Origin of the sequence: Sphingobium sp. AP50 (assembly GCF_900109095.1) — a bacterium.
In the GTDB taxonomy this organism is placed as follows: domain Bacteria; phylum Pseudomonadota; class Alphaproteobacteria; order Sphingomonadales; family Sphingomonadaceae; genus Sphingobium.
Genome location: NZ_FNYZ01000004.1, coordinates 108,900 through 134,664 on the forward strand (window position 1 = coordinate 108,900; position 25,765 = coordinate 134,664).

Annotated in this window: 18 protein-coding genes; 12 read left to right on the forward strand and 6 right to left on the reverse strand. The window is 63.4% G+C overall.

Going from position 1 to position 25,765, the window contains the following annotated elements; genetic code table 11:
- Window positions 1–31 precede the first annotated feature (31 nt).
- Complete coding sequence (locus tag BMY84_RS10035) at window positions 32–2,542, reverse strand: PepSY domain-containing protein (protein WP_093083550.1); 2,511 nt, start codon at window positions 2,540–2,542, stop codon at window positions 32–34.
- Window positions 2,543–2,691: 149 nt separating this feature from the next.
- The gene (locus tag BMY84_RS10040) at window positions 2,692–3,594 is read right to left on the reverse strand and encodes an SDR family NAD(P)-dependent oxidoreductase (protein WP_093083552.1); all 903 of its coding nucleotides are present in this window, start codon (window positions 3,592–3,594) and stop codon (window positions 2,692–2,694) included.
- 132 nt (window positions 3,595–3,726) lie between these two features.
- Here BMY84_RS10040 and BMY84_RS10045 point away from each other — a divergent pair, with 132 nt between their 5' ends.
- From BMY84_RS10045 to BMY84_RS10065, 5 genes are read left to right on the forward strand one after another with little or no spacing between them, the layout of a single operon-like run.
- Window positions 3,727–5,148: an MFS transporter gene (locus tag BMY84_RS10045; protein ID WP_093083553.1), complete on the forward strand. Its 1,422-nt coding sequence runs from the start codon at window positions 3,727–3,729 to the stop codon at window positions 5,146–5,148.
- A gap of 37 nt (window positions 5,149–5,185) precedes the next feature.
- The gene (locus BMY84_RS10050) at window positions 5,186–5,944 is read left to right on the forward strand and encodes a nuclear transport factor 2 family protein (protein ID WP_093083555.1); all 759 of its coding nucleotides are present in this window, start codon (window positions 5,186–5,188) and stop codon (window positions 5,942–5,944) included.
- Between the two features lie 5 nt (window positions 5,945–5,949).
- Window positions 5,950–7,377 (forward strand): NAD-dependent succinate-semialdehyde dehydrogenase, encoded by a 1,428-nt coding sequence (locus BMY84_RS10055; RefSeq protein ID WP_093083556.1) that lies wholly within the window; start codon window positions 5,950–5,952, stop codon window positions 7,375–7,377.
- A gap of 3 nt (window positions 7,378–7,380) precedes the next feature.
- Window positions 7,381–8,436 carry an amidohydrolase family protein gene (locus BMY84_RS10060; protein ID WP_093083558.1) on the forward strand — a complete coding sequence of 352 codons (1,056 nt, stop codon included), beginning with the start codon at window positions 7,381–7,383 and terminating at the stop codon, window positions 8,434–8,436.
- Window positions 8,433–10,037 (forward strand): MFS transporter, encoded by a 1,605-nt coding sequence (locus BMY84_RS10065; protein WP_093083559.1) that lies wholly within the window; start codon window positions 8,433–8,435, stop codon window positions 10,035–10,037. Before BMY84_RS10060 ends, BMY84_RS10065 begins: the two co-directional genes overlap by 4 nt.
- On the opposite strand, the gene BMY84_RS10070 is transcribed toward BMY84_RS10065, so the two are convergent.
- The gene (locus tag BMY84_RS10070; RefSeq protein ID WP_093083561.1) at window positions 10,034–11,497 is read right to left on the reverse strand and encodes a carotenoid oxygenase family protein; all 1,464 of its coding nucleotides are present in this window, start codon (window positions 11,495–11,497) and stop codon (window positions 10,034–10,036) included. The two genes, BMY84_RS10065 and BMY84_RS10070, sit on opposite strands and share 4 nt — an antisense overlap.
- Window positions 11,498–11,608: 111 nt before the next feature.
- Between BMY84_RS10070 and BMY84_RS10075 the strand changes: the two genes are divergently transcribed.
- From BMY84_RS10075 to BMY84_RS10105, 7 genes are all read left to right on the forward strand, one after another.
- A complete protein-coding gene (locus tag BMY84_RS10075; RefSeq protein ID WP_256215197.1) occupies window positions 11,609–12,064 on the forward strand; it encodes a MarR family winged helix-turn-helix transcriptional regulator in 456 nt (151 codons plus the stop codon).
- Between the two features lie 279 nt (window positions 12,065–12,343).
- Window positions 12,344–14,851, forward strand: a complete 2,508-nt coding sequence (locus tag BMY84_RS10080; protein ID WP_256215198.1) for a TonB-dependent receptor — start codon at window positions 12,344–12,346, stop codon at window positions 14,849–14,851.
- Between the two features lie 65 nt (window positions 14,852–14,916).
- Window positions 14,917–15,684 (forward strand): glutathione S-transferase family protein, encoded by a 768-nt coding sequence (locus BMY84_RS10085; RefSeq protein ID WP_093083564.1) that lies wholly within the window; start codon window positions 14,917–14,919, stop codon window positions 15,682–15,684.
- The gene (locus BMY84_RS10090; RefSeq protein WP_093083566.1) at window positions 15,681–16,430 is read left to right on the forward strand and encodes a glutathione S-transferase family protein; all 750 of its coding nucleotides are present in this window, start codon (window positions 15,681–15,683) and stop codon (window positions 16,428–16,430) included. The genes BMY84_RS10085 and BMY84_RS10090 overlap by 4 nt, the downstream gene beginning before the upstream one ends.
- 4 nt (window positions 16,431–16,434) lie before the next feature.
- Window positions 16,435–17,997, forward strand: a complete 1,563-nt coding sequence (locus BMY84_RS10095) for an AMP-binding protein (protein ID WP_093083567.1) — start codon at window positions 16,435–16,437, stop codon at window positions 17,995–17,997.
- A gap of 43 nt (window positions 17,998–18,040) precedes the next feature.
- Window positions 18,041–20,173 carry a PQQ-dependent dehydrogenase, methanol/ethanol family gene (locus BMY84_RS10100; protein WP_093083569.1) on the forward strand — a complete coding sequence of 711 codons (2,133 nt, stop codon included), beginning with the start codon at window positions 18,041–18,043 and terminating at the stop codon, window positions 20,171–20,173.
- A complete protein-coding gene (locus BMY84_RS10105) occupies window positions 20,163–21,035 on the forward strand; it encodes an amidohydrolase family protein (protein ID WP_093083570.1) in 873 nt (290 codons plus the stop codon). The genes BMY84_RS10100 and BMY84_RS10105 overlap by 11 nt, the downstream gene beginning before the upstream one ends.
- Window positions 21,036–21,072: 37 nt before the next feature.
- On the opposite strand, the gene BMY84_RS10110 is transcribed toward BMY84_RS10105, so the two are convergent.
- From BMY84_RS10110 to BMY84_RS10120, 3 genes are read right to left on the reverse strand one after another with little or no spacing between them, the layout of a single operon-like run.
- The gene (locus BMY84_RS10110; RefSeq protein WP_093083572.1) at window positions 21,073–24,399 is read right to left on the reverse strand and encodes a glycosyl hydrolase; all 3,327 of its coding nucleotides are present in this window, start codon (window positions 24,397–24,399) and stop codon (window positions 21,073–21,075) included.
- Between the two features lie 19 nt (window positions 24,400–24,418).
- Complete coding sequence (locus BMY84_RS10115) at window positions 24,419–24,859, reverse strand: hypothetical protein (protein ID WP_093083573.1); 441 nt, start codon at window positions 24,857–24,859, stop codon at window positions 24,419–24,421.
- Window positions 24,856–25,764, reverse strand: a complete 909-nt coding sequence (locus BMY84_RS10120) for an alpha/beta hydrolase (RefSeq protein ID WP_093083575.1) — start codon at window positions 25,762–25,764, stop codon at window positions 24,856–24,858. The genes BMY84_RS10115 and BMY84_RS10120 overlap by 4 nt, the downstream gene beginning before the upstream one ends.
- Window position 25,765: the final 1 nt, after the last annotated feature.

A 25,765-nucleotide genomic window follows, 5' to 3' on the forward strand; every position in this document is an offset into this window, starting at 1 on the left:
ATTACCGGCCCAGACGCGATTACACCCGCAATCAGTAGATATCGCGGCGGTACAATCCTGCTTCAGCCATGGCCTCCAGCCGTTCATCGCCCAATGCCGTGCGCAGGGCCGCATCCACCGCAGGCGCCATCCCCTCCAGACTGCCGCAGACGAGAATGGCGGCGCCGTCCTCCACCCATGCGCGCAGGGCGGCGGCCTGCGCCTCCACCAGATGCTGGACATAGCGTCCGCAGCCCACATCACGCGAGTAAGCGCGATCGAGGCGCTCCAGAGTTCCGTCTGCAAGCATCCGCTCCAGTTCGTCGGACAGGAAGGCATCATGGGCTGCATTGCGTTCACCCAGGAACAGCCAGTGCCCACCAACGCCTCGCGCCGCTGACTGGCGCAGATGACCGCGCAGGCCGGCGAGGCCAGTGCCATTGCCGATCAGGATCAGGCGCCGATCGCCCGGTGGCGCGCGGAAACCCAGATTGGCGTGAACGCGCAGGTCGACTTCAGCGCCCAGTGGCGCATGCCGAGTCAGCCAGCCGGAGCCAAGACCCAGCCTGCCATCGTCGCGCCGCACCTGACGTATCAGCAATTCGATACGGCCATCCGAGGCGATCGACGCGACCGAATATTCGCGATGCGGCAAGGGGCGAAGATCGGTCGGCGAAGTCGTATCGTCCATCGCCTCTGGCAGGATCGCGCTGGCCAGATGGGCCTGCAAGATTGTGCCTTCGTCATCGACTATGTTCGCGCCATCCAGATCGCGCTGCGACAGGAAGTCCGCGACCCGCTGGGGATCGTTGCGCGGCAGGATTTCGGCGATGTCGCCGGCTTCCCAGTCCGGGAAGACGCCGTCGCACGGTTCCAGCGAGACCAGATAGGCGGGGCCGCCAGCGCTGCCCGGATTGAGCAGCCGCCTGTCGATCAGACGCCATTTGCCATAGCTGGCGGGCGCCCAGTCCGGCGCATCGGGACGTGCACCGAGCGCGGCCAATTGCTGCTGCCATTGCCGATGGGCGTCGGCATCCTCGCCATCCACCTCGATCATATCGAATATCCGCTGCCCGCCGCCGGCATGGAGCCAATGGTCGACCTGATGGCCGAAAGCGCAGAAATCGGCATATTCGCGGTCGCCCAGCGCCAGGACCGCATAATGAAGATGGGAGGCGGCTGGCGGCTGGGCCATGTCCTGCCGGGCGAAACGGCGCGCCCGATCGGGCGGTTCGCCTTCGCCATAGGTGCTGATGACGAACAGGGCGCGATCGACCTGCGCCAGTTGCGCTGCATCGACCGACGTCAAGGGCAACACGCGCGTTGCGCCCAGAGCGGCGGCCGTCTGCCGCGCCAGTCTCTCTGCCCCGCCGGTCTGGCTGGCGAAGGCGACCAGCATGTTGGCCGCTTCTGGCGTGCCCACAATCTCGACAGTCTCTTCGTCGGCCGGCCGCTTCTTGCGTCGCCGGGCGATGTAGAGGAGGAGACCCGTTATGGTGAAGAGCGGCATCGTCAGGCTGGTGACGAAAAGGAACAATCGTCCGGGCAAACCAAAGATCGCGCCGCGATGCACTTCCAGCATGCTGGTCGTAATGACTTCACCCACGGTGCGATTGGCATAGCGCTCGACCTTGACCACCCGCCCATTGGCGGGGTCGATGCGGATCGTATCCGTCATCCGCTCATGCCGTGCGTCAGGAAGCAGCATGCGGAAATCGACCGGCTTCTTGCCTTTCGGTAAAGTGATGGTGACCGATTCAAACTGATTGCCGGTCAGTCGCGTGAAGGCTGGCCAAGCCTGCTTCAGCGCTGGAGACGCAACGGGAGCGGCGTCTTTCTTCCCCTCGTCACGCTGCTGTTCGCCCCGGCTTGTCTTGCCGGTGAGGGCATAGAGGACGCCCTGCCGGTACCAGTCATAGGACCACCACAGGCCGGTTGTGGCGCTGAGCAGATAGAAGAGGACAATCCACCCACCAATGACGGCATGGAGCGCGCGATAGAGGTTGCGACCGCTCTTGCGCAGATCCAGCACCAGCCAGGCCCGCCAGTCGAGCGCGCGCTTGGGCCAGCGCAGGTACAGGCCGGACAGGGCAAAAAAGATCAGTGAAATGGCCGAAAAGGCAGTGATCTGACGACCGATGCCATTGCCGCCGCCCGGCAGTGCCAGCCAGCGATGCAGGCTGGTGATGGTCCGGAAAAAGCCACTGCCATTGGCATTACCCAAAAGGCGGCCGTCACGCGGATCAACAAAGCTGCGCTCGCCGCGGCCTTTTTCCCCTTTGGGCGGATCGAACTGGATGCGCCATGCCTTATCCGGGGTTTCTTCCACCGTCAGCGACGCGACACGCAGGCCATTACGCTGGGCCGATGCGCGGGCGATCACCGTATCGGGATCGAGGTGCGGCGCGTTGCCGGGCGTCAGCGTGACGATACCCGGGCTGATCGCCGCCATGATCTCGTCTTCGAAGCTCAGCATTGCGCCGGTCACGCCCATCACCGCCAGCACCAGGCCAGCGGTGATTCCGAGGAACCAGTGAATCTGGAAGAAGATACGACGTGTCACTACGGCCCTGCCCCATAATAAAGGGCAGATAACGCCCCCGAAGAAGACCCGCACCGATCAGCATCGGGTCTTCCAGCTATCTCCACGGGCGTCGGCTAGTGATACTGCAATCGATTTGCAATTATTTTATTGGGTCCTATCCTCCTGCCCTATGCGCGTGCGCGGGCGGTGCGTCTGGCGCTTTCATAGCTGTCGCGCCGGATCTTTTCGAAGCCGGTCCGCTGGGAGAATCCCGCATCCTCCGGATAGTCGCGGAAATCGGCCAATATCTCTCCGAACAGCGTGTCCAGCTCATCGCGAAATTCGGGATGGGAGAAGATGTGAAAGCGATTTTCCCGGATGCCATCGATCGTCCGCGCGGCGATCACATCCGGTTCCATGCCGAACTGATGGATTTGCGCCAGACGATCGACCGCCGCGCCATCGACTGGCTTTGCGTTACCGCTCAGTGCTGCCGGACGGATTTCGTCGCTGGCATAGATATGGCTTTTTACCAGACCGGGGCACAGCACCGAAACGCCGATGCCATGGGGCGCCAGACTATAACGCAGCGATTCGCTCATGCCGCGCACGGCGAATTTGGTGGTGTTATAGATGCCCGGCGCAGGACCGCACAGGAAGCTGGCCATGGACGCAGTATTGACGATGTGACCGCCCTGCCCCGCCGCCTTCATGCGCGGCGCGAAGGTCATGACCCCGTTGATGACGCCATGCAGATTGACCCCCATCACCCAGTCCCAGTCATCATAGCTGGAGTCGTCGATGGTCTGAAACAGGTTGATCCCGGCATTGTTGAACAACAGGCTGACCGGTCCCAGTTCCGCCTCCGCCCGGTCGGCCGCGTCCGCAAAGCCCGATCGCGATGCGACATCGAGCGGGACACCAATGACGTCCTGATTGTCCAGCGTCTTGAGCGCGGCGTCGATCGCGTCTTCCCGTATGTCCGCGATCGCCACCTTGCAGCCTTCCGCCAGCAAGGTGCGGGCTACGCCCAGGCCGATCCCGTTGGCGCCGCCGGTCACAAAGGCGGTTCGCCCACTTAACTGAAGCATCCCTATCTCCCTTCGCTGATTTTTTAACGGTCGTGAATTTTTGCTCTCGCCATATTCGTATAGATCACTTACAAATTCGCCAAGCCGAAATTTCATCCCTGTGAAAAAGGGAGAAATAGAGAGGAGAAGGTCATGGCCCTGGCGCCCGCGCCTATTGCGACCGACAGCCTGTGGGACGAGGAGGCGGCTGTTCCGTCCGATCCGACCCGCGCGGCGCCACCGCCCTATTCGATGGCCGCCGCCTATTGGGCGCTGTTCGTCATCATCCTGGCCACCTTCATCACCTTCTTCGAACAGGTGGTGTTCGCCATGCTGGCGGAGCGGATCAAGGCGGATTTCGGCCTGTCCGATTCGCAGCTTGGTTTTCTGGCCGGGCCAGCCAGCATCATCTGTTATCTGTTCGTGGGCATTCCGCTGGCGCGGCTGGCGGACATCTTCCCGCGCAAATTCGTGCTGGCGGGTGGAGTTGCGGCGCTGGGTGTCATCACCTCGCTCGGCGGTCTTGCGCAGAATTTCGGCCAGTTTGTGGGGACACGGGTCTTTCTGGCAGCGGGCGGATCGGCCCATGCGCCCTCCTCCTACTCGCTGCTGGCCGACGCCTTTCCACCGCGCATCCTGACCCGCGCCTTTGCGCTGCTGCAATTCGGCTTTATCGGCGGCACGACGCTGGGGCCGGCGATCGGCGGGATGCTGATCGCGACGGCGGTGGGATGGGCGCCGACCCAGCATGGCGGCATCACCATATTGGGCTGGCAGTGGCTGATGATCTGGCTGGGCCTGCCCGCTTTGCTCGTGTCCCTGCTGTTCCTGACGATCAAGGAACCGCCGCGCCGCATGGCCACAGGGACTATCACGTTGCCGCAGGGCGCGTCCCTTGGCCGTCGCATCCTGACCTTTACCGGTCTGGACGCGGCAAAGGCGATCCATGCCAAGCGGCGCGTCTATTACCCGCTATTCGCCGGCCTTGCGCTCAGCGCGATCGAGACGTTTGGTCTGCAATTCTGGCGCGTGCCCTTTATGATCCGCACCTATGGCTGGAACGAGGCGCAGATCGGCGCAGTGATGGGATCGCTCACTCTGGCGGCGTCGCTGACCGGCCTGTTGCTGGGCGGCATTTTCGTCGAATGGCTGGCCAAGCGCTATGCCGACGCCAATGTCCGCGCTGCCGCGATTTTCTTCAGTTGCGTCACCATCTGCGCCATTCTCGCGCCGATGATGCCCAATGGCTATGCCTCGCTGGGCGTCGCCAGTATCGGGGCGATGTTCGGCATTGCCGGCGCCGTGCCGCAAAATGCCGCGATCCAGCGCGTCGCCCCCAATGCGATGCGGGGCCAGGTGACGGCCATCTATCTGTTCATGTTCACCTTCTTCGGCGCGATGGGCAGCTTTCTGGTCGGACTGGTGCAGGATTATGTGATCGGCGATCCGACCCAGCTCTGGAAGACGCTGGTGCTGACCGCCAGCCTGCTGCTGCCGCTCGCCACCCTTTGCATGATCCGCGCCATCCGACCCTATCGGGAGGAAGTGGAGCGGCTGGCCGCCGAGGCAGCATAATTAGTAAGTATTACATACAATGATAGGAGAGAAAATCATGTCCGACGCTGATCGTATTGCGCAACTGGAACTGTCTGTCGCCGACCTTTCCACCCGCCTCCAGCGCCGCGAGGATGAACTGGATGTGCGTAAGCTCCAGCACCTCTATGGCTATCTGATCGACAAATGCCTGTATAACGAGACGGCCGACCTGTTCACTGACGATGGCGAAGTGCGCTTCTTCGGTGGGGTGTGGCGCGGTCAGGCGGGCATCCGCCGCCTCTATGTCGATCGCTTCCAGGCGCGTTTTACGCATGGCACCAATGGCCCGATCGACGGCTTCCTGCTGGATCACCCACAGTTGCAGGATATTGTCGATATCGATGCCGATGGCGTTACCGCCCACGCCCGCGCCCGGTCGATGATGCAGGCCGGCCGGCACAAGGATTATACCGATCCGGCCAATCCGGCTTTGGGCGCGCGCCAATGGTGGGAAGGCGGCATTTACGAGAACACCTATAAGAAGGTGGACGGCATCTGGCGCATCCAGATCCTGAACTATATGCCGCAATGGCATGCCGATTTCGACAAGGGCTGGGCCAACACGCCGGCCGAATATGTGCCCTTCCCCAAGATCACCTATCCTGAAGACCCGACCGGGCCGGATGCGCTGATCGAGGATCACTGGCTGTGGCCGACGCACAAGCTGGTGCCGTTCCATATGCCCCATCCGGTGACGGGCAAGGAGATCGTCGCCGAACGCTGGCAGGGCGATATCGACCGCGAGACTGCAGCCCGTGAAGCGGTGAGCGCCTGAACATCATGACCTATCCCGATCTCTACCTGATGATCGATGGCCAGCGGCTGTCGGGCGGCGGGCGGCGGACTCACAAGGTCGTCAATCCCGCCACCGGCGCCGTGCTGGCCGAGTTGCCGCTGGCCGATGCGGCGGATCTGGATGCGGCGCTGACAGCGGCGCAGCGGGGTTTCCGTCGCTGGCGGGACTCGACACCGCAGGAACGGTCCGCCGTGCTGCAAGGGGCAGCGCGGCTGATGGTCGAGCGACAGGAAGAACTGGCCCGGATCGCTACGCTGGAACAGGGCAAGACGCTGGCCGAAGCCCGCATCGAAGTGATGATGAATGTCGGCCTGTTCAACTTCTACGCCGGGGAGGTGGTTCGACTTTACGGCCGCGTGCTGGTCCGTCCGGTCGGCCAGCGATCGACGGTGACGAAGGAACCGGTCGGCCCGGTCGCCGCATTCGCACCCTGGAACTTCCCGCTGGGCAATCCCGGTCGCAAGCTGGGCGCGCCGATCGCGGCGGGATGTTCGGTCATCCTGAAGGCGGCGGAAGAAACCCCGGCATCCGCGCTCGCCATATTGCAGTGCCTGCTCGACGCCGGCCTGCCTAGCGATGTCGCACAGGCGGTGTTCGGCGTGCCCGATGAAGTGTCCCGCCACCTGCTTGGCTCACCTATCATCCGCAAGATGAGCTTCACCGGCTCGACGCTCGTCGGCAAGCATCTGGCCAAATTGGCGGCGGAGGATTGCAAGCGCACCACGATGGAATTGGGCGGCCATGGCCCGGTGCTGGTCTTCGCCGATGCCGATATCGACAAGGCGCTCGATACGGTGGTCGCGGGCAAATATCGCAATGCCGGGCAAGTGTGCGTGTCCCCCACCCGCTTCATCGTAGAGGCGAGCGTGCATGACCGCTTTCTTGCCGGCTTCGTGGAACGCGCGAAAAAGGTCGTGGTCGGCGACGGATCAGGGCCCGACAGCATCATGGGGCCGATGGCCAATGCCCGGCGGCTGGACGCGATGGATCGGCTGATCGGCGATGCGGTGGCGAAAGGCGCAACGCTGGAAACCGGCGGCGCGCGGATCGGCAATGCGGGCTTTTTCTATGCGCCCACCGTGCTGTCCTGCACACCGCTGGACGCCGACATCATGAACGAGGAACCGTTCGGGCCGGTCGCGCTGATCAACGCCTATCCGGATGAGGCAGCGATGATCGCCGAAGCCAATCGCCTGCCCTATGGCCTGGCCGCCTATGCCTGGACCAGCGATGCCGCACGACAACGCCGGGTCGCGCGCGAGATCGAGGCCGGGATGGTCGGCATCAACACATCCATGATCGGTGGATCGGATTCCCCCTTTGGCGGGGTCAAATGGTCCGGCCATGGCGCGGAGGACGGGCCGGAGGGCATCGACGCCTGCCTCGTCACCAAAGCGATACATGAAGGATAAGCGATGACGCATGCGTTAAACACTGGCGGTGATCACGGCTATTTGCGGATCGCCACTGAAGAGGCATTTGCCACGCGGGAGCAAATCGATGCCTATCTGCGCATGGTGCGCGCTGGCACGGCGGACCGGGGCATGACGTCGCTCTGGGGTTTCTACGCCCAGTCGCCGTCACAGCGCGCGACCCAGATCATAGACCGGTTGCTGGACCTGGGCGACCAGCGACTGGCAGATATGGACGCGACCGGCATTGATGTGGCGATCCTGTCGTTCACCTCGCCCGGTGTGCAACCGTTGCTGGATATGGCCGAGGCCAAGGTTATGGTGACGCGCGCCAACGATCATCTGGCCGACTGCTGTGCCGCTCACCCCACCCGCTTCGTCGGCATGACCTCGATCGCGCCGCAAGACCCGGACTGGTCGGCCGCCGAAATCCGGCGTGGCACGGGCGACCTGGGCTTCAGGGGGGTGATGGTGAACAGTCACACCCAGGGCGAATATCTGGACGATCCCAAATTCGACCCGATCTTCCGCGCGCTCGCCGATACCGGCCAGCCGCTCTACATCCACCCCTCGACCCCGCCGGACGCGATGATCGGGCCGATGCTGGAGGCCGGGCTGGACGGCGCGATCTTCGGCTTTGGCGTGGAGACGGGGATGCATCTGCTGCGCCTCATCACCATCGGCATTTTCGATCGCTATCCCGATCTGCAGATCATTGTCGGCCATATGGGGGAGGCTTTGCCCTATTGGCTCTATCGCCTCGACTATATGCATCAGGCGGGCGTGCGATCGCAGCGTTACGAGCGGATGAAGCCGCTGCAAAAGTCCATTCGCGACTATATGCGATCCAATGTCTGCGTTACCACCAGCGGCATGGCATGGGAGCCGGCGATCAAGTTCGCGCAGTCCGTGCTGGGGGAGGATCGGGTCATGTATGCGATGGACTATCCCTATCAATATGTGGCGGATGAGGTGCGGACCCATGACCTGCTGGACATATCGGACACAGCCAAGCGCAAGCTGATGCAGACCAATGCCGAGCGTGTGTTTCGCCTGTGAGCCAGAAGATCCCGCCGCGTAGCACCGCTTATTATGCACTCGCGCTGGTCGTGGGCACCAATCTGGTCAGCCTGCTCGACCGCAATATTCTTGCCATCCTGGCGCCGGCGGTCAAGGCGGATTTAAAGATCGGCGACGCGGAAATGGGGCTGCTTTACGGCACCGTCTTCGCGCTCTTTTACGCGCTCTTCTCCCTGCCGTTGGGACGGCTGGCGGACGGATGGATACGCACGAAGCTGCTCGCCATCACCATCGGCTTCTGGTCGCTGGCGACCGGCGGCGCGGCCTTTGCCACCGGCTTTTTCACGCTGATGCTGTCGCGCCTGTGCGTGGGGATCGGCGAGGCGGCATCGCAACCGGCCGGCACCAGCCTGACCTATGATTATTTCCCGCGCGAGAAGCGCGGCATGGTGATGGCGGTGATGGCCGCCGCCATCGCCATCGGCCTTGGCGGATCGCTGATCATCGGCGGCGTCGCAGCGCAATGGTGGGATGCGCGCTATGTCGCGGGCGAGGCGCCGCTGGGCCTCAAGGGCTGGCAGTTCGCCTTTGCCGTGGCGGCGACGCCCGGCTTCCTCATTGCTTTCCTGATGAGCCGCCTTGCCGAGCCACAGCGCGGAGCGATCGACGGCATCGCGACGCCGCCCGATCCGCATCCCTTCCGCGCCAGTATCTCCCTGCTGGGCGCGGTGACGCCTGGCTTCCACTGGCTCAGCCTCGCGCAGGCGCGCGCCAACGGGCGCGAATGGATGCGCAATATCGGCCTTATGGCGTTGATCATCGTTGCGATGCTGTTGGCGATCCGCTGGGCCGAGGCCTTTTCTCCCCGGCCACCCCTGTTGCTGGGCGGGATCGCGATCAGTCCGCATGTCGTGCAATGGAGCGTGATCGGCTTCGGTGCCATCGTCATCCTCAACCTGATCCAGTCGCTCAAGCGCCGCGATGCGGTTGCCTTTGCGCTGATCACTCGCAATCCCTCGCTGCTGCTCTGCGTTGCGGCGGGATCGTTGCAGGGCGTGATCAACTATGGCGTGATGGGCTTCACGCCCTCCTTCCTGATGAAAAGCTATGACCTCTCCCCTGCCGTCACGGGCATGCAGTTCGGCCTGCTATCCGCCGCGCTGGGTGTGGTCGGGCCGCTGATCGCCGGGCCGCTATCCGATCGGATCGGCGCGAACCGCCTGTCGCGCCGGGTCTGGGTGGCGCTGTTCGCCATGGGCCTGTCGCCGCTGATCGGGCTCTGGGTCTATCGCGCGGGCGATGCGAGCAGCTTCTATCTGCGCTTCACCCTCTACAGCCTGATCCTGACCATGTGGATGCCGCCGCTTTATGCGGTGCTGTTCGAACAGGTTCTGCCGCGCATGCGCGGCCTGACGGTCAGCCTCTATATCGTCGTGTCGACCATCTTTGGCCTGGGCATCGGCCCTTATGCGGTCGGCATGATCAGCGACGCGCGCGGCGGCGATCTGGGCGGGGCGATCCTGTCGATCAACTGGGTCGCCCCGCCACTGGTACTATTGCTGCTGATCCTGCTCTTCCGCGTCGAGCGCGATCATGCCAGCCTGCTCCACCGCGCGCGATCGGCGGGGGAAGCGGTTTAAAGTCCGATCTGATCCGCACTCGCCCAATTCCCATGCAGGCCGAAGCGCAGGCGGATCGGCACCTGTATCTCTGCAATCGGCCCCTTGGCGATGTCGGTCGCATCGAACAACAGCAGGTCGCTGCGATGTTCCTCCAGCCGGTTGCAGACCTGCACGATCCAGCCATCGCCTTCGGCCGCATCCGGACTGCGCGGGATGAAGCAGGGCTCCTGTAGCGACGACACCGGTCCGCACCACCAGCGTTGCTCTTCGCCGGTCTGATGATCGATCAGGCCCAGCGTATTCATCAGCATGCCCGATGGACTGCCGCCCTTCAGTTCCACCGGCTTGGTCGGATCGATCACCAGCAGCCAGCCATAGCGATAGGGCAGGCCGGTAAAGCGATCATCGATGCGCGGAAATTCGCCCATCATGGTCGTCAACCGACTCACACTGGCGAAATCCTCGCCATTGGAGGCCATGTCCACAGTCCAGCGGGTGAGGAAGCTGGCGGCCTCTTGTCCATTGAACGGCGCGCCATGAATGTCGGGGAAGAAGGGGAACATGTTATTCTTCGCCTCAGGCATGTCGAAATGGATTTTCGTCCCCTCCTGAAAAGCGTTCATGACATGGCTTGCGAAGCAATTGTCGCGTTTGAACCAGCGAATGTCCGCCGCTGTCGCATCCGCCCGGCGCGGTAGTACGCCCAGATAGACGGGCAGCGTCGTATCGAATCCGAAATGCGGCAGCCCCTGCTCCAGCCTTTCCCAATTGGACGTGCTGGGCACGACATGAAACAGCGCATAATCGGGCGTGATCGCGAAATCATGCATCATCGCGTAATAAGGAAGTTCGAACCATAGCTCCTGCTTCAGCACGCCATCGGGCGACACGACATAATAGGTCATGTCGCGCGTCAGCACCCCCCTGGCCGCATAGCCGAAGGCAATCATGTCGCCGGTTGCAGGATCGATCTTGGGATGGGCGGTGAAGGTCTGACCGGTCATCGCCCCGTCGAATCGGGTATAGCCGTCCGTCTCCAGAGTCGCCGGGTCCATCACCAGCGCCGGGCTGTCTTCCTTCAGCGCATAGAGCCGCCCGCCATGGATGAAGGCGGTGGTGTTGGCCGTGCCGCGAAACTGCCCCTTGACCGACTCGTCGTCGGTCAGCGGATTGCGATAGGCCCCGAACAGCGCCCGCCCCGCCTCATGCTCCAGCTTCCATTTATCGGTCTTGGCCCAGCGCTGGCGCAGATCAACCTTGCCATCCCTGAACCGGAACATGGAGATCATGCCGTCACCGTTGAAGGCGATATCATCCCCCAGCAAGGGCGGAAATTGTGGGTCGGGCTGCACCCGGTAGAAGGCGCCGTCGAGTTCCGGCGGTATAGCACCCTTCACATCCAGATCGGCAATATCCGCCTCGATCCGGGATGGTGTGTTGAAACCGGTAAAAGCAGGCGTGTCGGGAAAATGCGCCACGATGAATCCTCTCCTGATCTTGTCGGCAACATTGTATGTGTCACTCACATTTTTTCAAGCCACAGGATTGACGCGCCTCCATTTACTCCGCACACTGTTACTATGAATACCATGCACGATATGGAGCCGCTCGGCCTCTTCCCGGATCCTCGTCTCAGCGGCATTGACGGACTGGTCGGTTTCCACATCCGGCTGGCGAGCGCGGCGGTCTACCAGCATTTTACCGAGACGTTCAGCGACCTGGGTCTGACGCAAAAGCAGGTGGCGGTGCTCTGGCTGATCGAGGATCAGCCCGGCATTGCCCAGGCGGATATCGGTCGGCGGCTGAAGATGGACCGGGCCAGCGTCATGGCGATCGTCAATCGTATGCAGGACCGCGGTTTCGTGCGGCGTGGCGCATCCGAACAGGACCGTCGGCGCCAGACGCTGAGCCTGACCGAGGCCGGCCATGGCTCGCTCGAGCAGGCGCGCAGCTGCATCGCCGAGCATGAAAAATGGCTGAAGGATCGCTTCACCCCGGCCGAGACGGCGATGCTGGTGGAGCTGCTGCGCCGCGTTTACGTCTGAAAACTAAGGCGCTGACGGAAGGCCCGCGCCCGGATATCGGGGGCGGGCCTTCTGCATTTCAGGTGAAGCTATTAGTTCCACTACCACCAATGCAAATACCGCCATTATTTACCCTCTCCCAATATCTGCAAATAATCGCATTATCGACACTGCAAGGGCGATCAGCCTCTTGCATCGATAAAAATTGTATGCCTTACTAACAATATCACGGAAGGCGTTACGGCGGGTCGCGCTCGATCAGGGCGGATCTTAAAGCCGGATCAGGAGAGGGGATTTCCCATGCAACACGAACTTCGTGCAATGATGGCGCGCGCCCTGTTGGCGTCCGCTTCGATACTTGCCATCACCACCCCGGCCAGCGCCCTGGCGCAGACCCAACCAGCCGACGCGGCGCCACAAAGCGCCGATCAGGACGCGCTGCCCGCCAGCGCGGTCGCCGACATCGTCGTCACCGCCCAGTTCCGCGCGCAGCGACTGCAGGATACGCCGATTTCCATCACCGCCGTCGGCGCGGCCGAACTGGAGGCCAAGAGCCAGACCAATCTGGCGCAGATGGCGGATGCGGCACCCAACGTGTCGCTGAAACCACAGGGCGCGTCCTTCGGCCCCTCCATCACCGCGTCGATCCGTGGCGTCGGCCAGAATGACTTCAACCCTGCCTATGAACCGGGCGTCGGCATCTATATCGACGATGTCTATTATCCCCAGCTCACCGGCGCGGTGTTCGAGCTGCTCGATCTCGACCGGGTGGAAATCCTGCGCGGGCCGCAGGGTACGCTGGCGGGCCGCAATGCCGAAGGCGGCGCGATCAAGCTCTATTCCAAGCGCCCCACCGGCGATGGCGGCGGCTTTGTCGAGGTGAATTACGGTATCCGTAACCGCATCGGTATCCGCGCCGCCGCCGATTTCGGCATCACCGACACGCTGGCCGTCCGCATTTCCGGCGTCGCCAAGCAGCAGGACGGTTTCGTCGACCGGATCGACTATGGCTGCGCCAATCCGGACAGCGGCATAGCCTCGACCCAGCCGGCAGGCGACTGCGTCATCAGCAAGCTGGGCGGCGTGGGCTATCAGGCGATCCGCGCCATCGCCTTCTGGGAACCCAGCGACAAGCTGGATGTCACGGTAATCGGTGATTATACGCGCGACGAACATACGATCGCGGGCGAAGTGCTGCTGGCGACCAGCACGGTCAATTCGCCGAACACCAATCCGGCACCTGGCATCGTCTATGATGATCGCTTCATCTGCGGCCGCTATTGCAACTATATCGGCACCGGACAGCCTGCGGGCACATGGACGCCGCCCATCCCGGTCGATCCCTATAATGCATCGGGCACGCCGCTGGCAGCGACGCAGGGTACGGATCGCAGCCTGTACAAGGGCTGGGGCGTATCCGGGCAGATCAACTATGTCCTGTCGGACGCCTTCAAATTGTCGTCCATCACAGGCTATCGCACCTTCAACACCCAGTTTGATTCCGACGATGATATCTCGCCCGCCAATATCGGCTTTGGCCGCAATTATCTGGAAAATTGGAGCTTCAGCCAGGAAGTCCGGCTGAATGCGGAATTGGGCGACAATCTGAACGGGACGGTCGGCGGCTATTATTTCAAGCAGAAGTCGACCTATGACTCGCTTCAGGACATTCGCTATGTCCCGGTCTATCCGCTGCAATTCCGCCAGCCCGACCCGACCAAGGCAGAGGCGAAGGCTGCCTTCGCGCACCTTTCCTGGAAGCCGATCGACCGGCTGACGCTCAGCGGTGGCCTGCGCTACACGGCGGAGACGAAGGACCAGACCTATTATCGCCTCAACTATGACGGCACGGTCAATCACTTCCTCGATCCGGTCGGCGCGGCCTATGGCATCGGCTATTCGGGCGCGGATACGCTGGACTATAATGGCAATGGCAACGTGACAGAGGTCGTCACGGCGCTGTCGGGTCTGACTGCCCATTATAGCGCCAAGCGCTGGGACTATCGCGTCGCCGCCGATTATCGCCTGACCGACAATCTGATGGTTTATGGATCGGTGTCGACCGGCTTCAAGGGTGGTGGTTCCAACCCCCGTCCCTTCACCACACAGCAGGTCATCGCCTTCCGCCCGGAAAAGCTGACCGCTTATGAAATCGGCTTCAAGAGCGACTTCTTCAACCGCCGCGTCCGCCTGAACGCCGCCGCCTTCATCAACGACTATGTCGACATCCAGATCCCGGTGCTGACCTGCCCGACCGCGCCCTGCGCCGCCCGCCTGAATGCCGGCGATGCACGGGTGAAGGGGTTTGAAGCGGAACTGTCGGCCTATCCGATCGACGGCCTCGCGATCGATGCGTCGATCAGCTATCTCGACTTCAAATATATCGCCAGCAGCCTCGATCCCGCCGCCGCCTATCCGACCAATCCGGGTGGCGTGTCGGCCGACGATCCGCCAGTCTCGCCGCCCTGGAAGTTCAGCCTGGGCGCCCAGTACAAGATCGACATGGACAAGGCCGGCAGCCTGACCCCGCGCTTCGACGTCACCTATGAAGACAAGAAGTTCGGCGGCGCGGCCGTTATCAACGGCACTCGCATCCTTAACTTCGTACCCGCCTACACGCTCGCCAATGCGCGGGTCACCTGGCAGAATGCCGACGAGGATCTCGACGTCTCACTCGAAGTCACCAACCTCTTCGACAAATATTATTATCTCTCCGTCTTCGACCTGCGCGGTGCGGGTGCTGGCGTGCGCAAGGCGCGCCCCGGCAATCCGCGCGAATGGGCCGTGACGGTGAAGAAGAAATTCTAGGCCTCCCCCTTGGCCGGTCGGGCAGCGCACGGCCCGACCGGCTTCTTTTCGGAGACATAAGCGGCATGACCGACGTCACACTCTATCATTGGGAACCCAACGCCAATTCGGGCAAGCCGATGCTGGCTTTGTTCGAAAAGGGCGTCGCGTTCGACAGCCATTATCTGGACCTGCTGAATTTCGACCAGCACCGGCCCGACTATCTGGCGGTCAATCCGCTCGGCACCATCCCGGCCATGACCCATGGCGACAAGGTGCTGACCGAATCCACCGCCATCATGGAATATGTGGACGAGGCGTTTGATGGCCCGCGCCTGATGCCGGCCGACCCGGTCGATCAATGGCGTGCCCGCTGGTGGATGAAATTTCTCGACCAGTGGCTCGCCCCCAGCTTCTCGATGATCGGGTGGAGCGTGTTCGTCGGCCCCTCGGTCCGGCAGAAAGACCCGGCGGAACTGGAAGCAGCGATCGACCGCATTCCCATGCCCGAACGGCGTGTCGCCTGGCGCAAGGCGATCAACGGCGCCTTCTCTCCAGAGGAAATGACGGAATCGCAGCGCCGCGTTGGCCTGGGCATCGGTTATCTGGAGCAGGCGCTGGGTGAGCGGGAGTGGCTGGCGTCGGACAGCTATGGCTTGGCCGACATCAACGGCTTCAACCTCGCCTATGCCATGCCGCTGTCGCAGCCACATTTGTGCAACGACGAACTGACCCCCAACATCATGCGCTGGCTGCGCGCCATCTATGCGCGCCCTGCGACCCGCGCTTGCTGGGCGCTCGGCCGCACCGACCTCGCCCGTCGCATCTCCCTGCTCGAAAGCGAACCCGCATGACCGGCATCCTCTACCATGGCCAGCCCAACGGCCCATCCTTCACCGTCTTGGCCGCCGCATTGGAAAAAGGCGTCGATCTGGACCGCCGCCCGATCGATCTGGTCGCTGGCGACCGTCACGCCGCTGCGCTGCCCCACCCCATCGAGGTAGACCAGTCGATCGAAGGCGAAGGCCCGGTTCTGATTGTCGGGGATGTCGCCATGACGGACAGCATCTTCCTCGCCTGCTATCTGGATGAAGTCGGCACCGGCCCTGCGATCCGCCCGGTCGACCCTTATGCCCGCTGGCAGATGATGGCATGGTGCCGCTATGTGATCGAGCGCGTCGCCCCCGCCGCCGCCGCACTGGGCAATGCCGCCACCCCGCCGCCCTCCGTTCCCGCTGGCATTGCGAGCGCGGACCTTGCCGCCCGCTGGACGCAGGCAGTCGACCACAAGGTGGACGAAGCCCAACTGGCCGACAGCCGCGCGAAGATCGTACAGGCGGTCGAGAAGCTGGAAACGCAACTGGCCGATGGCCGCGACTGGCTGATGGGCGATTTCTCGATCGCGGACCTCGAAACCCATGCCTGGCTGGCGGGGATGCGCGCGATCGTGCCGGACGCCTTTACCGCCGCGCCGCTGACCGACGCCTGGGAAGCGCGGCTACGCGCCCGGCCCGCCGTGGTGAAGGCTTTAGGCCTTGCCACCGTCCCCGAACCCGAAGCGATCTGGGCGCCCGGCCCGGAGATCAACCGCTGGGGCTGAGGCGATGCGCGCGATCGACTATTTCGACCGGGGCCATGACCGTGATCCCGAACGGCCCTGCCTGATCGACGACGCCAGCGGCGAGACGCTGAGCTTCGCGCAGGTCCGGGCATTGACCATCCGGATCGCCGCCGCGCTGCATGCGGCGGGGTTCCGCGACCAGCAGCCGATCGCGCTCTATGGCCCCAACAGCGCGACGATGATGGTCGCCCTGCTAGCCATCTGGCGCGCCAATGGCCAGTGGGTGCCGGTCAACACCCGCAACGCGATCGACGCCAATGCCGCCTATCTGGACTATGTTCGCTGCGGCTGGCTCTTCTATCATAGCAGTCAGGCGGCAGATGTGGCGGCGCTGAAGGCGCGGGTGCCAAGCCTCACCCACTTCATCTGCCTCGACCGCCCGCATGATGGCGATCCTTCGCTCGACCAGTTTATCCGCGACAGCGAAGTGGACAGTTTGCCGGACTTTTCCGATCCGTTCGGCAAGCCCGACGATGTGGTCGGCCTGTTCCCCACCGGCGGCACGACCGGACCGTCCAAAGGCGTGGTCGTCACCAATCTGGGCTGGGGCACGATGATCGAAACGCTGGCGCAGGCGGTCGATGGAAAATGCGATTCACCTGTCTCGCTCGTTGTCGCGCCGATCACCCATGCGGCCGGTCCCGTGGCGCTCGCCACGCTGTCGCTGGGGGCGACGCAGATCATCCTGCCCGGCTTCGACGCTACTGCGGTACTGGGGGCGATCGCGCGCTATCGCGTTAGCCATATCTATCTGCCGCCGACCGCGCTCTACACTCTGCTGGACGCGCCAGAACTGGCAGGCAGCGACACCAAGTCGTTGAAATTCTTCCTTCTGGTCGGATCTGCCGTTTCCCCGGAGAAACTTCGCCGCGCGGTCGACATCTTCGGTCCCTGCCTTTGCCAGGCCTATGGGCAAGTCGAATCGCCCATGATCGTCACCTGGCTCCCGCCCGAAGATGTGGCAGCGGCGGCGGCGGGCGACCGGCCCGAACGGCTCGCCAGTTGCGGACGGCCGACCCGATCCGTGACCGTCGCCATCATGGACGAGGATGGCCGCCTGCTGCCCGATGGCGAGGCCGGCGAACTGGTCGTGCGCGGCGTGCTCGTCTCGCGCGAATATTATGAGATGCCAGACGCGACCGCCGAAGTGCGCACCCATGGCTGGCATCATACGGGCGACGTCGCCCGGCGCGACAAGGACGGCTATCTCTATATCGTCGATCGCAAGAAGGACATGGTCGTGTCCGGCGGCTTCAACGTCTTCACCGCCGAGGTGGAGGCCGCCGTCACCGAATTGCCCGCCGTGCGCGAGTGCGCCGTGATCGGCATCCCGCATGAAAAATGGGGCGAGGCCGTCCATGCCATTGTCGTCGCCGACAATATCGGGGAGACAGAGATCATCTCCCACGCCAAGGCCCGGCTGGGCGGGGTGAAGGCGCCCAAGAGCGTTGCCTTTGTCTCCGCCATTCCCCGGACCGCCGCCGGAAAGATGGACAAGAAAGCCCTGCGCGCCGCCTATTGGACCGGCGCGCGGATGGTCAATTAGGTGACAGATGAAAACATCTGCGCCGCATAAGGAGAGGAAGAGGATGCGGGTCGCGATTGCGCTGCTGTTGGGAACGAGTCTGGCCCTGTCGGCCTGTGGCAAGGGGGCGAGTCAGGATGCGGCCGCGCCGTCCGCCTCCTCCGGCGGCGTGGATGCCGCCCGGATCATCGCCGCCAAGCCCGCCGAATGGCTCTCCACCGGCCGCACTTATGACGAGCAGCGCTTCAGCCCGCTGACTGCGATCAATCAGGATACGGTGGGCAAACTCGGCCTCGCCTGGTCGGCCGACATGGACACCAATCGCGGACAGGAAGCGACGCCGCTCTTCATCGACGGCATCCTCTATGTTTCCACTGCCTGGAGCATGGTGAAGGCCTATGACGCGCGCAACGGGAAATTGCTCTGGTCCTATGACCCGGAAGTGCCACGCGACACGCTGGTCAAGGCCTGCTGCGACGCGGTCAATCGCGGCGTAGCGGCATGGGGAGACAAGATTTTCGTCGGCACGCTGGATGGCAGGCTGATCGCCATCGACCGCAAGAGCGGCAAGCCGGTCTGGAGCAAGGTCACGCTCGACCAGACCAAGAATTACACCATCACCGGCGCGCCGCGCGTGGTGAATGGCATGGTCGTCATCGGCAATGGCGGCGCGGAATTCGGCGCGCGCGGCTATGTCGCCGCCTATGACGCCGACACCGGCGCGGAGAAATGGAAATTCTACACCGTCCCGGCCCAGCCCGGCACGGAGAAGGAAGCGGACTATCTCAAGAAAGCCGCCACCACCTGGTATGGCGAATGGTGGAAACAGGGCGGCGGCGGCACCGTGTGGGATGCCATGGCCTATGATCCGGAACTAGACCTGCTCTATATCGGCGTCGGCAATGGATCGCCCTGGAATCAGGCCTATCGGTCGGATGGCAAGGGCGACAATCTCTATCTCTCCTCGATCGTCGCGGTCCATGCGAAGACCGGTGAATATGCCTGGCATTATCAGACCACACCCGGCGATAGCTGGGACTTTACCGCCACTCAGCATATCATGCTCGCCGACATGGAAATGGGCGGGCAGAAGAGAAAAGTGCTGATGCAGGCGCCCAAGAACGGCTTCTTCTATGTGCTGGATCGCACCAACGGGAAGCTGCTGTCGGCGAAGAATTTCGTCCCGGTCAACTGGGCCAGCGGCATCGACATGAAGACCGGCCGACCGATCGAAAATCCTGAAGCCCGCTATTACAAGACCGGCAAGCCCTTCATCGGATCGCCCGGTGCGACCGGCGCGCATAGCTGGCACCCGATGGCCTTTGATCCCAAGAGCCAGACCGTGTTCATCCCCGCCAATCTCGCCGCCTTCCCCTATATCCCGGAAAAGGGATGGAAGGCGAACAAGCTAGGCTTCAATGTCGGCGTCGATATTGCCGCCGCCGCCATGCCCGCCGACAAGGCGGTGCGGGATGCCGCGATGAAGGCGACCACCGGCGCGCTCATCGCCTGGGACCCTGTCGCGCAGAAGGAAAAATGGCGCGTCTCCTACAAGGGGCCGTGGAATGGCGGGGTGCTGGCGACTGGCGGCGATCTGGTGTTTCAGGGGACGGCGACCGGCGACTTCAACGCCTACGCCACCAAGGATGGCCGCAAGCTCTGGTCCTTCCCGGCGCAGACCGGCATCGTCGCGGCGCCGATCAGCTATGAACTGGACGGGCAGCAATATGTGGCGGTGATGGCCGGCTGGGGGGGCGTCTGGGCGCTGGCGCCCGGCATCCTTTCCGACAAGAGCGGTCCCAGCCGTAACATCAGCCGCCTCTTGGTGTTCAAGCTGGATGGCAAAGGCGCGCTGCCAGCGCCGCCGCCGCATAGCGCCATGCCGCTCGACCCGCCGCCCTCCACCGCCAGCGCAGCGGACATAGCCGCCGGCGGCGCGCGCTTCGGCCGCTATTGCAGCACCTGCCATGGCGATGCGGCGGTCGGCGGCAGCATCGTCCCCGATCTGCGCCGCAGCGCCGCGCTGAACGACAAGGGCACATGGCAGATGATCGTGCATGACGGCGCGCTCAAGGATAATGGCATGGTCAGCTTCGCGTCGATCTTCTCTGCCAAGGAGATCGAAGATATCCGCGCTTATGTCATCCACCGTGCCAACGAAGACAAGAAACTGGAAAGCACCCCCAATGCCCGTTGACCCGACCAAGGTGGTTGCCATCGACGTCCATGTCCATGCCGAAGTGTCGTGTCACGACCCCGAAGACCCGGTGATGGCCAAATATTTCGACGCCGCCTCCGCTTACTTCAAGGCGGATCGCAAGCGGCCGACGATCCCTGAAACCATCGCTTATTATCGGGCGCAGAATATCGCCTTCTGCCTGTTTACCGTCGATTGCGAGAGCGGGATCGGGGCCAAGCGGGTCAGCAATTATGAGGTAGCGGAACTGGCCGCCAATGACAGCGACATCGTCATCCCCTTCGCCTCGATCGACCCGCGCAAGGGCAAATATGGCGCGCGCGAAGCCCGCGATCTGGTCGAGAATTATGGGGTGAAGGGCTTCAAATTCCACGGCATCATGCAGGATTGTCACCCGGCCGATCGGGTCGCCTATCCCATTTATGAAGTGATCGCGGAATATAAGCTGCCCGCCATCTTCCACACCGGCCATTCGGGCATGGGCACGGGTATGCGCGGCGGCGGCGGGGTGCGGCTGAAATATGGCCAGCCCATATTGGTGGACGATGTCGCGGTCGACTTCCCCGACATGAAGATCATCCTGGCCCATCCCAGCTGGCCATGGACCGACGAGAGCCTGTCGATGGCGCTGCACAAGGATAATGTCTTCATGGACCTGTCCGGCTGGTCGCCCAAATATTTCCCGAAACAGGTGATTCAGTACGCAAACACGCAGCTGAAGCACAAGATGCTGTTCGGCTCCGACTGGCCGCTCATTCGCCCGGAAAAATGGATCGACGCAGCCCGCGAAGCTGGCTTCCGTGAGGAAGTGCTGCCGCTGATCATGAAGGATAATGCGGTGAAGCTGTTGGGACTGGGATGACGCGCCGGGCCTTCGCTCCGGCGCGTCATTGCCATCCTTATTCGGCGATCAACTGGACCGGGCCGATCAGGCCGGAAGCGCGAAGCGGCGCATCGGGCTTGTAGGTCGGTGCGGCGGTGAAGGTGAGCTTGTCCGCGCCGGGCTGCTGGTCACCGATCAGGCGATTGACCCACAGGTTCGCGACCTTGATCTCCAACTGATTGCTACCCTGCTTCACGAATTTGCCGATGTCGATGCGGTAGGGGGCGAACCAGCTTGTTCCCGCGAGTTGCCCGTTGACGCGCACCTCGGCGATATCGCCGATCTTGCCCAGATCCATCCAAAGCGGCGCGCCCGCCTTCACGCCCTTGGGCGAAGCGAAGCGCGTGCTGTAGGTTGCGATGCCGGAGAAATAGCGCACGCCCTTGTCCGCATTATTCTCCAGCGGGGTCAGCACCGGCATCTCGATCTGCGCGGGCGCGCCCCGGCCCGGCTGGAAGCGAACGGTCCAGGGGCTGGTGATGGTGGCGACGGCATGGGTCGCCTTCGCTGCGACGGTGGCGGAAGGCGCGTCAACGGCTTTGCGGAACAGGATGAAGAAGGCATCTTCCGCCCCGACATCGAGCGGGATCACGGTTTCACCGCCCTCGATCCGATAGGATACAGGCTGCGCCGTGCCATCGATCGCGCGCCACAGTTCGGGCTGCTTGCCGGTGACGCGGAAGCGCGCCTCGATCCGGCCTGCCTTGTCGGTCCGGTTGTTGACGAAATAGAGATCGCCGTCCGCCAGCTTGCGATGCACGAAGCGATAGTCGGTATCGGCCGCGCCTTGTGTGATGCGGAAGTCCGGTGTGATGCCGGCACTGGCCAGCGCGGCTTCGGCATCCTGGCTGGCAATCACGCGCCCCTTGCCGAACGGCTTGCCGCTCCACAGGCGGGTGGCGAGCGCCTTGAACGCGGCGGCATCATCCTGAAGCCCCGGCGCGCGTTCCGGCGCTGCGCCGATCACCGTGGCGCCCGCTTCGACCAATGCCGCGATGCGTTGCAGCGTCGGCAGGGTCATCACCCGGCTCGATCCGCCCAGATACAGGGCATGATAGCGCGCATTGCCGGCCACCAGTTCACCATTATCCACGCGCATGCGATTGGCGAGGATATCGGCATTGACGAAATCATAGGCGTAACGGGTCGGCAGGTCGGCCGGCACGCCATGTTCGAACAGCGAGGTGATCGGCGCATCCTCACCAAAGAAATAGGCGAGGTCGGCATGGTCGCGGCCCTGCTGGAGCAAATAGCCGGTGCGCGACATGTAATCGACCCAGGGCCTGGCCATTTCCGCCCAGCTTTCATGCCGGTTAAAATATTGGCCGAAGATCATGAGGCTGAGGCCCGGCAGTTTGTCATCGACCGGCTGGTGCACCGATGTATGGACGATCGGCCGGTTGACGCCGGACGCAAATTCCAGATCGATCACGCGCTTGAGATCCGACGGGGCGAAGGCCCAGGGCGCGAAGGCCGATGTCATGGATTCGGCCGACACGACATTCTGGCCATAGATATGGGCAACCGATGCCGCGCCCTTCATGTCGCCGATCAGGGTCGGGCGTGGCGCCGCGCCCCGGTTGAACGTCCACATCGCGGCCATGGGCACATCGGTATGCGACCGCATCGCCAGATCGTCGCCGAGCACCGGGCGCCCATTTTCCAGCGCTTCACCATAGACGGTCAAGCCATTTTCATGCGCGACCTTGGCCACCGTGCCATAATGGGCGTCGGCCAGCAGGTCCGCCAATGTCTGGCGATAATCGTGCAGGAAAGCGTCGCTACGCACCGGCGAACCGACCACCGCGCCGGTCAGCGTCGGCAGGAAAGGGACCGGATCATAGCCGCGCCGCGCCTTGAACTCGTCCACCATGCGCGGGGTCCAGTTGGACGCGCCGACCTCTATACTGTCGGTCAGCAGGGCGCGGATGCCCTTCTTGCCGATCCAGTCGGCGCCCACCGTATCGCGATACATGCCGATATAGGTTTCAAGATAGCGGCGGACGGCGGCGGCATCATATTTGTCGACTTCAAGGCCCGTGGCTTCGGGCGTGGCCGGATGGTTGGTCTTGCCGGTCAGCGAATAGCCCATGCGGACGATACGCCAGTCGCTGCCTTTGGGCGCGGTCCAGTCCAGCGTGCCATCGGGACGCAGGCGATCGGTGAGGTCGACGACCTTTGCCGGATCGATCGCAGGTGCAGACGGCGCGGCCCCATCGCTCAGGCTGTTATAATCGGGTATGATCGCATAGGCAGCCTTCGCCTCATATTGATCGATCTTCGCTTCGGCCGACAGGCGCAGTTCGCCTATGCCCAACGTGCTGCTGTCCGGACGCGCGAAGACGTCCATCATCACCGCGCCGGGGGCGCCATCGCCAAGGCCGGGCGACTTGGCCGCATCATTGGACGAAAGGACAAGGCGGAAACGCTGCGCCGTGAACGGTGCGAAGGCGATCGTCGCCGACACTTCGGTCAGGGTGAAACGGCCGACCGGCTGCCAGCCCTGCGCCGTCTGCGCCTCCAGCGTCGGGCGATAGGCCGGGTCGCCGAAGGGCGGCCGGGCATGGGGCACGAACAGGCTGGCGGAACGGATGGTGACGGGTTTGCCATAGTCCAGGATCAGCGTGCCGGGATGGGCGGCATCGCCCTTGGCCATCTGGGCTACCGTTTCCAGATCTTTGTCCAGCAGCGGCGCGGCGGCGATCGTGGTGCCGCCTGCCTGCGTCACGCGCGGCTCAGGCAGGGCAGCAGCGCTGACCGGGTAAGCCAAAATCCGGGCATCGGCATAGAAGCTGGGCAAAGCTCCTGCTTCCGCGCCGGCCGCCAGCGGATCGCTGAACTTCGCGCTCTGGAACGGACCGGTGACCGATGGCGGCGCAGACAGGGCGCCCTTCAGTCGCTGGCCACCGCGCAGGTCGGTTTCGCTCCAGACCAGTTTCTTCATCGCATCTTCGGGCTTGACCCATGGGCCGCCCGTCTCGCTCCAGCCCGGCGAGGCGGCGATGGCGAATTCCAGCCCCTTGGCCTCAGCAGTCTGAACGGCATGGCGGAAGGCATCCTTCCAGCCATCGGTCATATAGATCAGCCGTTCCTTGACGATCTGCGGCGTCATCAGGCTGGCATCGAAATTCTGGACGCCGCCAATGCCCATGCGGGCCATCCAGTCGAGATCCTTGTCGATCCCGTCCTTGGTCACATTGCCGTTCATCCAGTGCCACCAGACGCGCGGGCGTGCCGACTGGGGCGGGTTCTGGAATCCGTCGACCAGATCGTCCGCCCATACAGGCGTGGCGATGATGGTGCAGGCCAGCAGGGCGGCAAGGCGAAGGGCGCGGGCTTTCATCAAAAGACTATCCTCTAATTCATATATTCGGGGCGGCAGTCAGCAGCCGTCGCAGCGACAGGCTGGCGACCAGCGCGCCGAGCGCACCGCCATAGGCGATCTTGATCGTCAAAGCCGTGGCCCAAGCCATAGTCGGAAAGCCGGCGCTACCGATCGAAAAGGCGAGCAGGCCACCCAGCACGGCGCCGGCGATGGCGAACAGCATGGCGCGGCGCAGGATGGGACCGATGGCAGGGCGGTTGCCCAACTGCCGACGCGCGATCAGCGCCGGAACCAGCGCACTCATCAGCGCAACCGCAATGCTCTGCGGGATGAAGTCCAGCGCGAGACGATCGGGCGCGGCCCAGCTTAGCGGCCGCGATTGCAGCCCGAAGACGCCCAGGAAGAAGGCGAGGCTCAGCATGCCGTTGATGACGATGCTGATCCCCGCCTCCCGCCGGATCGAAACCGTCGCCGTCACTGGCCTGCCTTCGCCGCCAGCAGGCCCCGCATGTCCATCCAGGACAGGAATTGCGGCAGCACCCCCATCGTCGTGGTGCCAGGCTTGCCCATGCCGAACCCATGATCGCCGCGTTCATAGGCATGCAGTTCGACCGGAACATGCGCCCAGCGCCAGCCTTCGACCAGCGCATAAGAGGGATTGGGAAAGAGGCTGTCATCATTGGCGATCGCCGCGAACATCGGCGGTGCGTCGGCTGGCACATCGCGCGCCAGCATCGGCCCATAGACATAGCCGATGAAGGAGGGGCGATCGCCCCCCTTCCCTTCCAGGGCAGCATTCAGCGTCGTCATGGCACCTGCGGAGAAGCCGATCATCCCGACCCGTCCGGCATCGACACCCCATTTGCCGGCATTGCCGCGCACCATCTTGAGCGCGGCCAGCGCATCGAGCGTGGCGCGCGGTTCGCGGATCGAAGGCGGCGCATTGGGATCGCGCAGCGAGTCCGCCATCCGCTTGCCCATATAGGCGGAGGCTTCCGCCGTATCGGCCGGGGTCTGGTTCAGCCGATATTTGAGGACGAAGGCGGCGATGCCATGATCGGCCAGCCAGCGCGCCACGCTCCAGCCCTCATGATCCATCGCCAGCAGCATGAAGGCGCCGCCCGGCGCCACCACGACCGCCGCGCCGGTCGCCTTTGCGGGATCGGGCAATACCGGCGTCAATGTCGGCACCGTGACGTTGCGCACCGCCAGATCATTGCCGAAGCGCACCCAGTTTTCCGTCGTCCCCTTGGGCGCCTTCATATCCGGATAGAGCGGAATGGCGTCGGGTTCGGCGGGCGCCTGCGCTGGCACCGGCACAGGCATTTGCGCGACGGCCGGTGCGGCGAGAAGCAGCGCAGGAAGGAATGCAAAGCGCTTCATG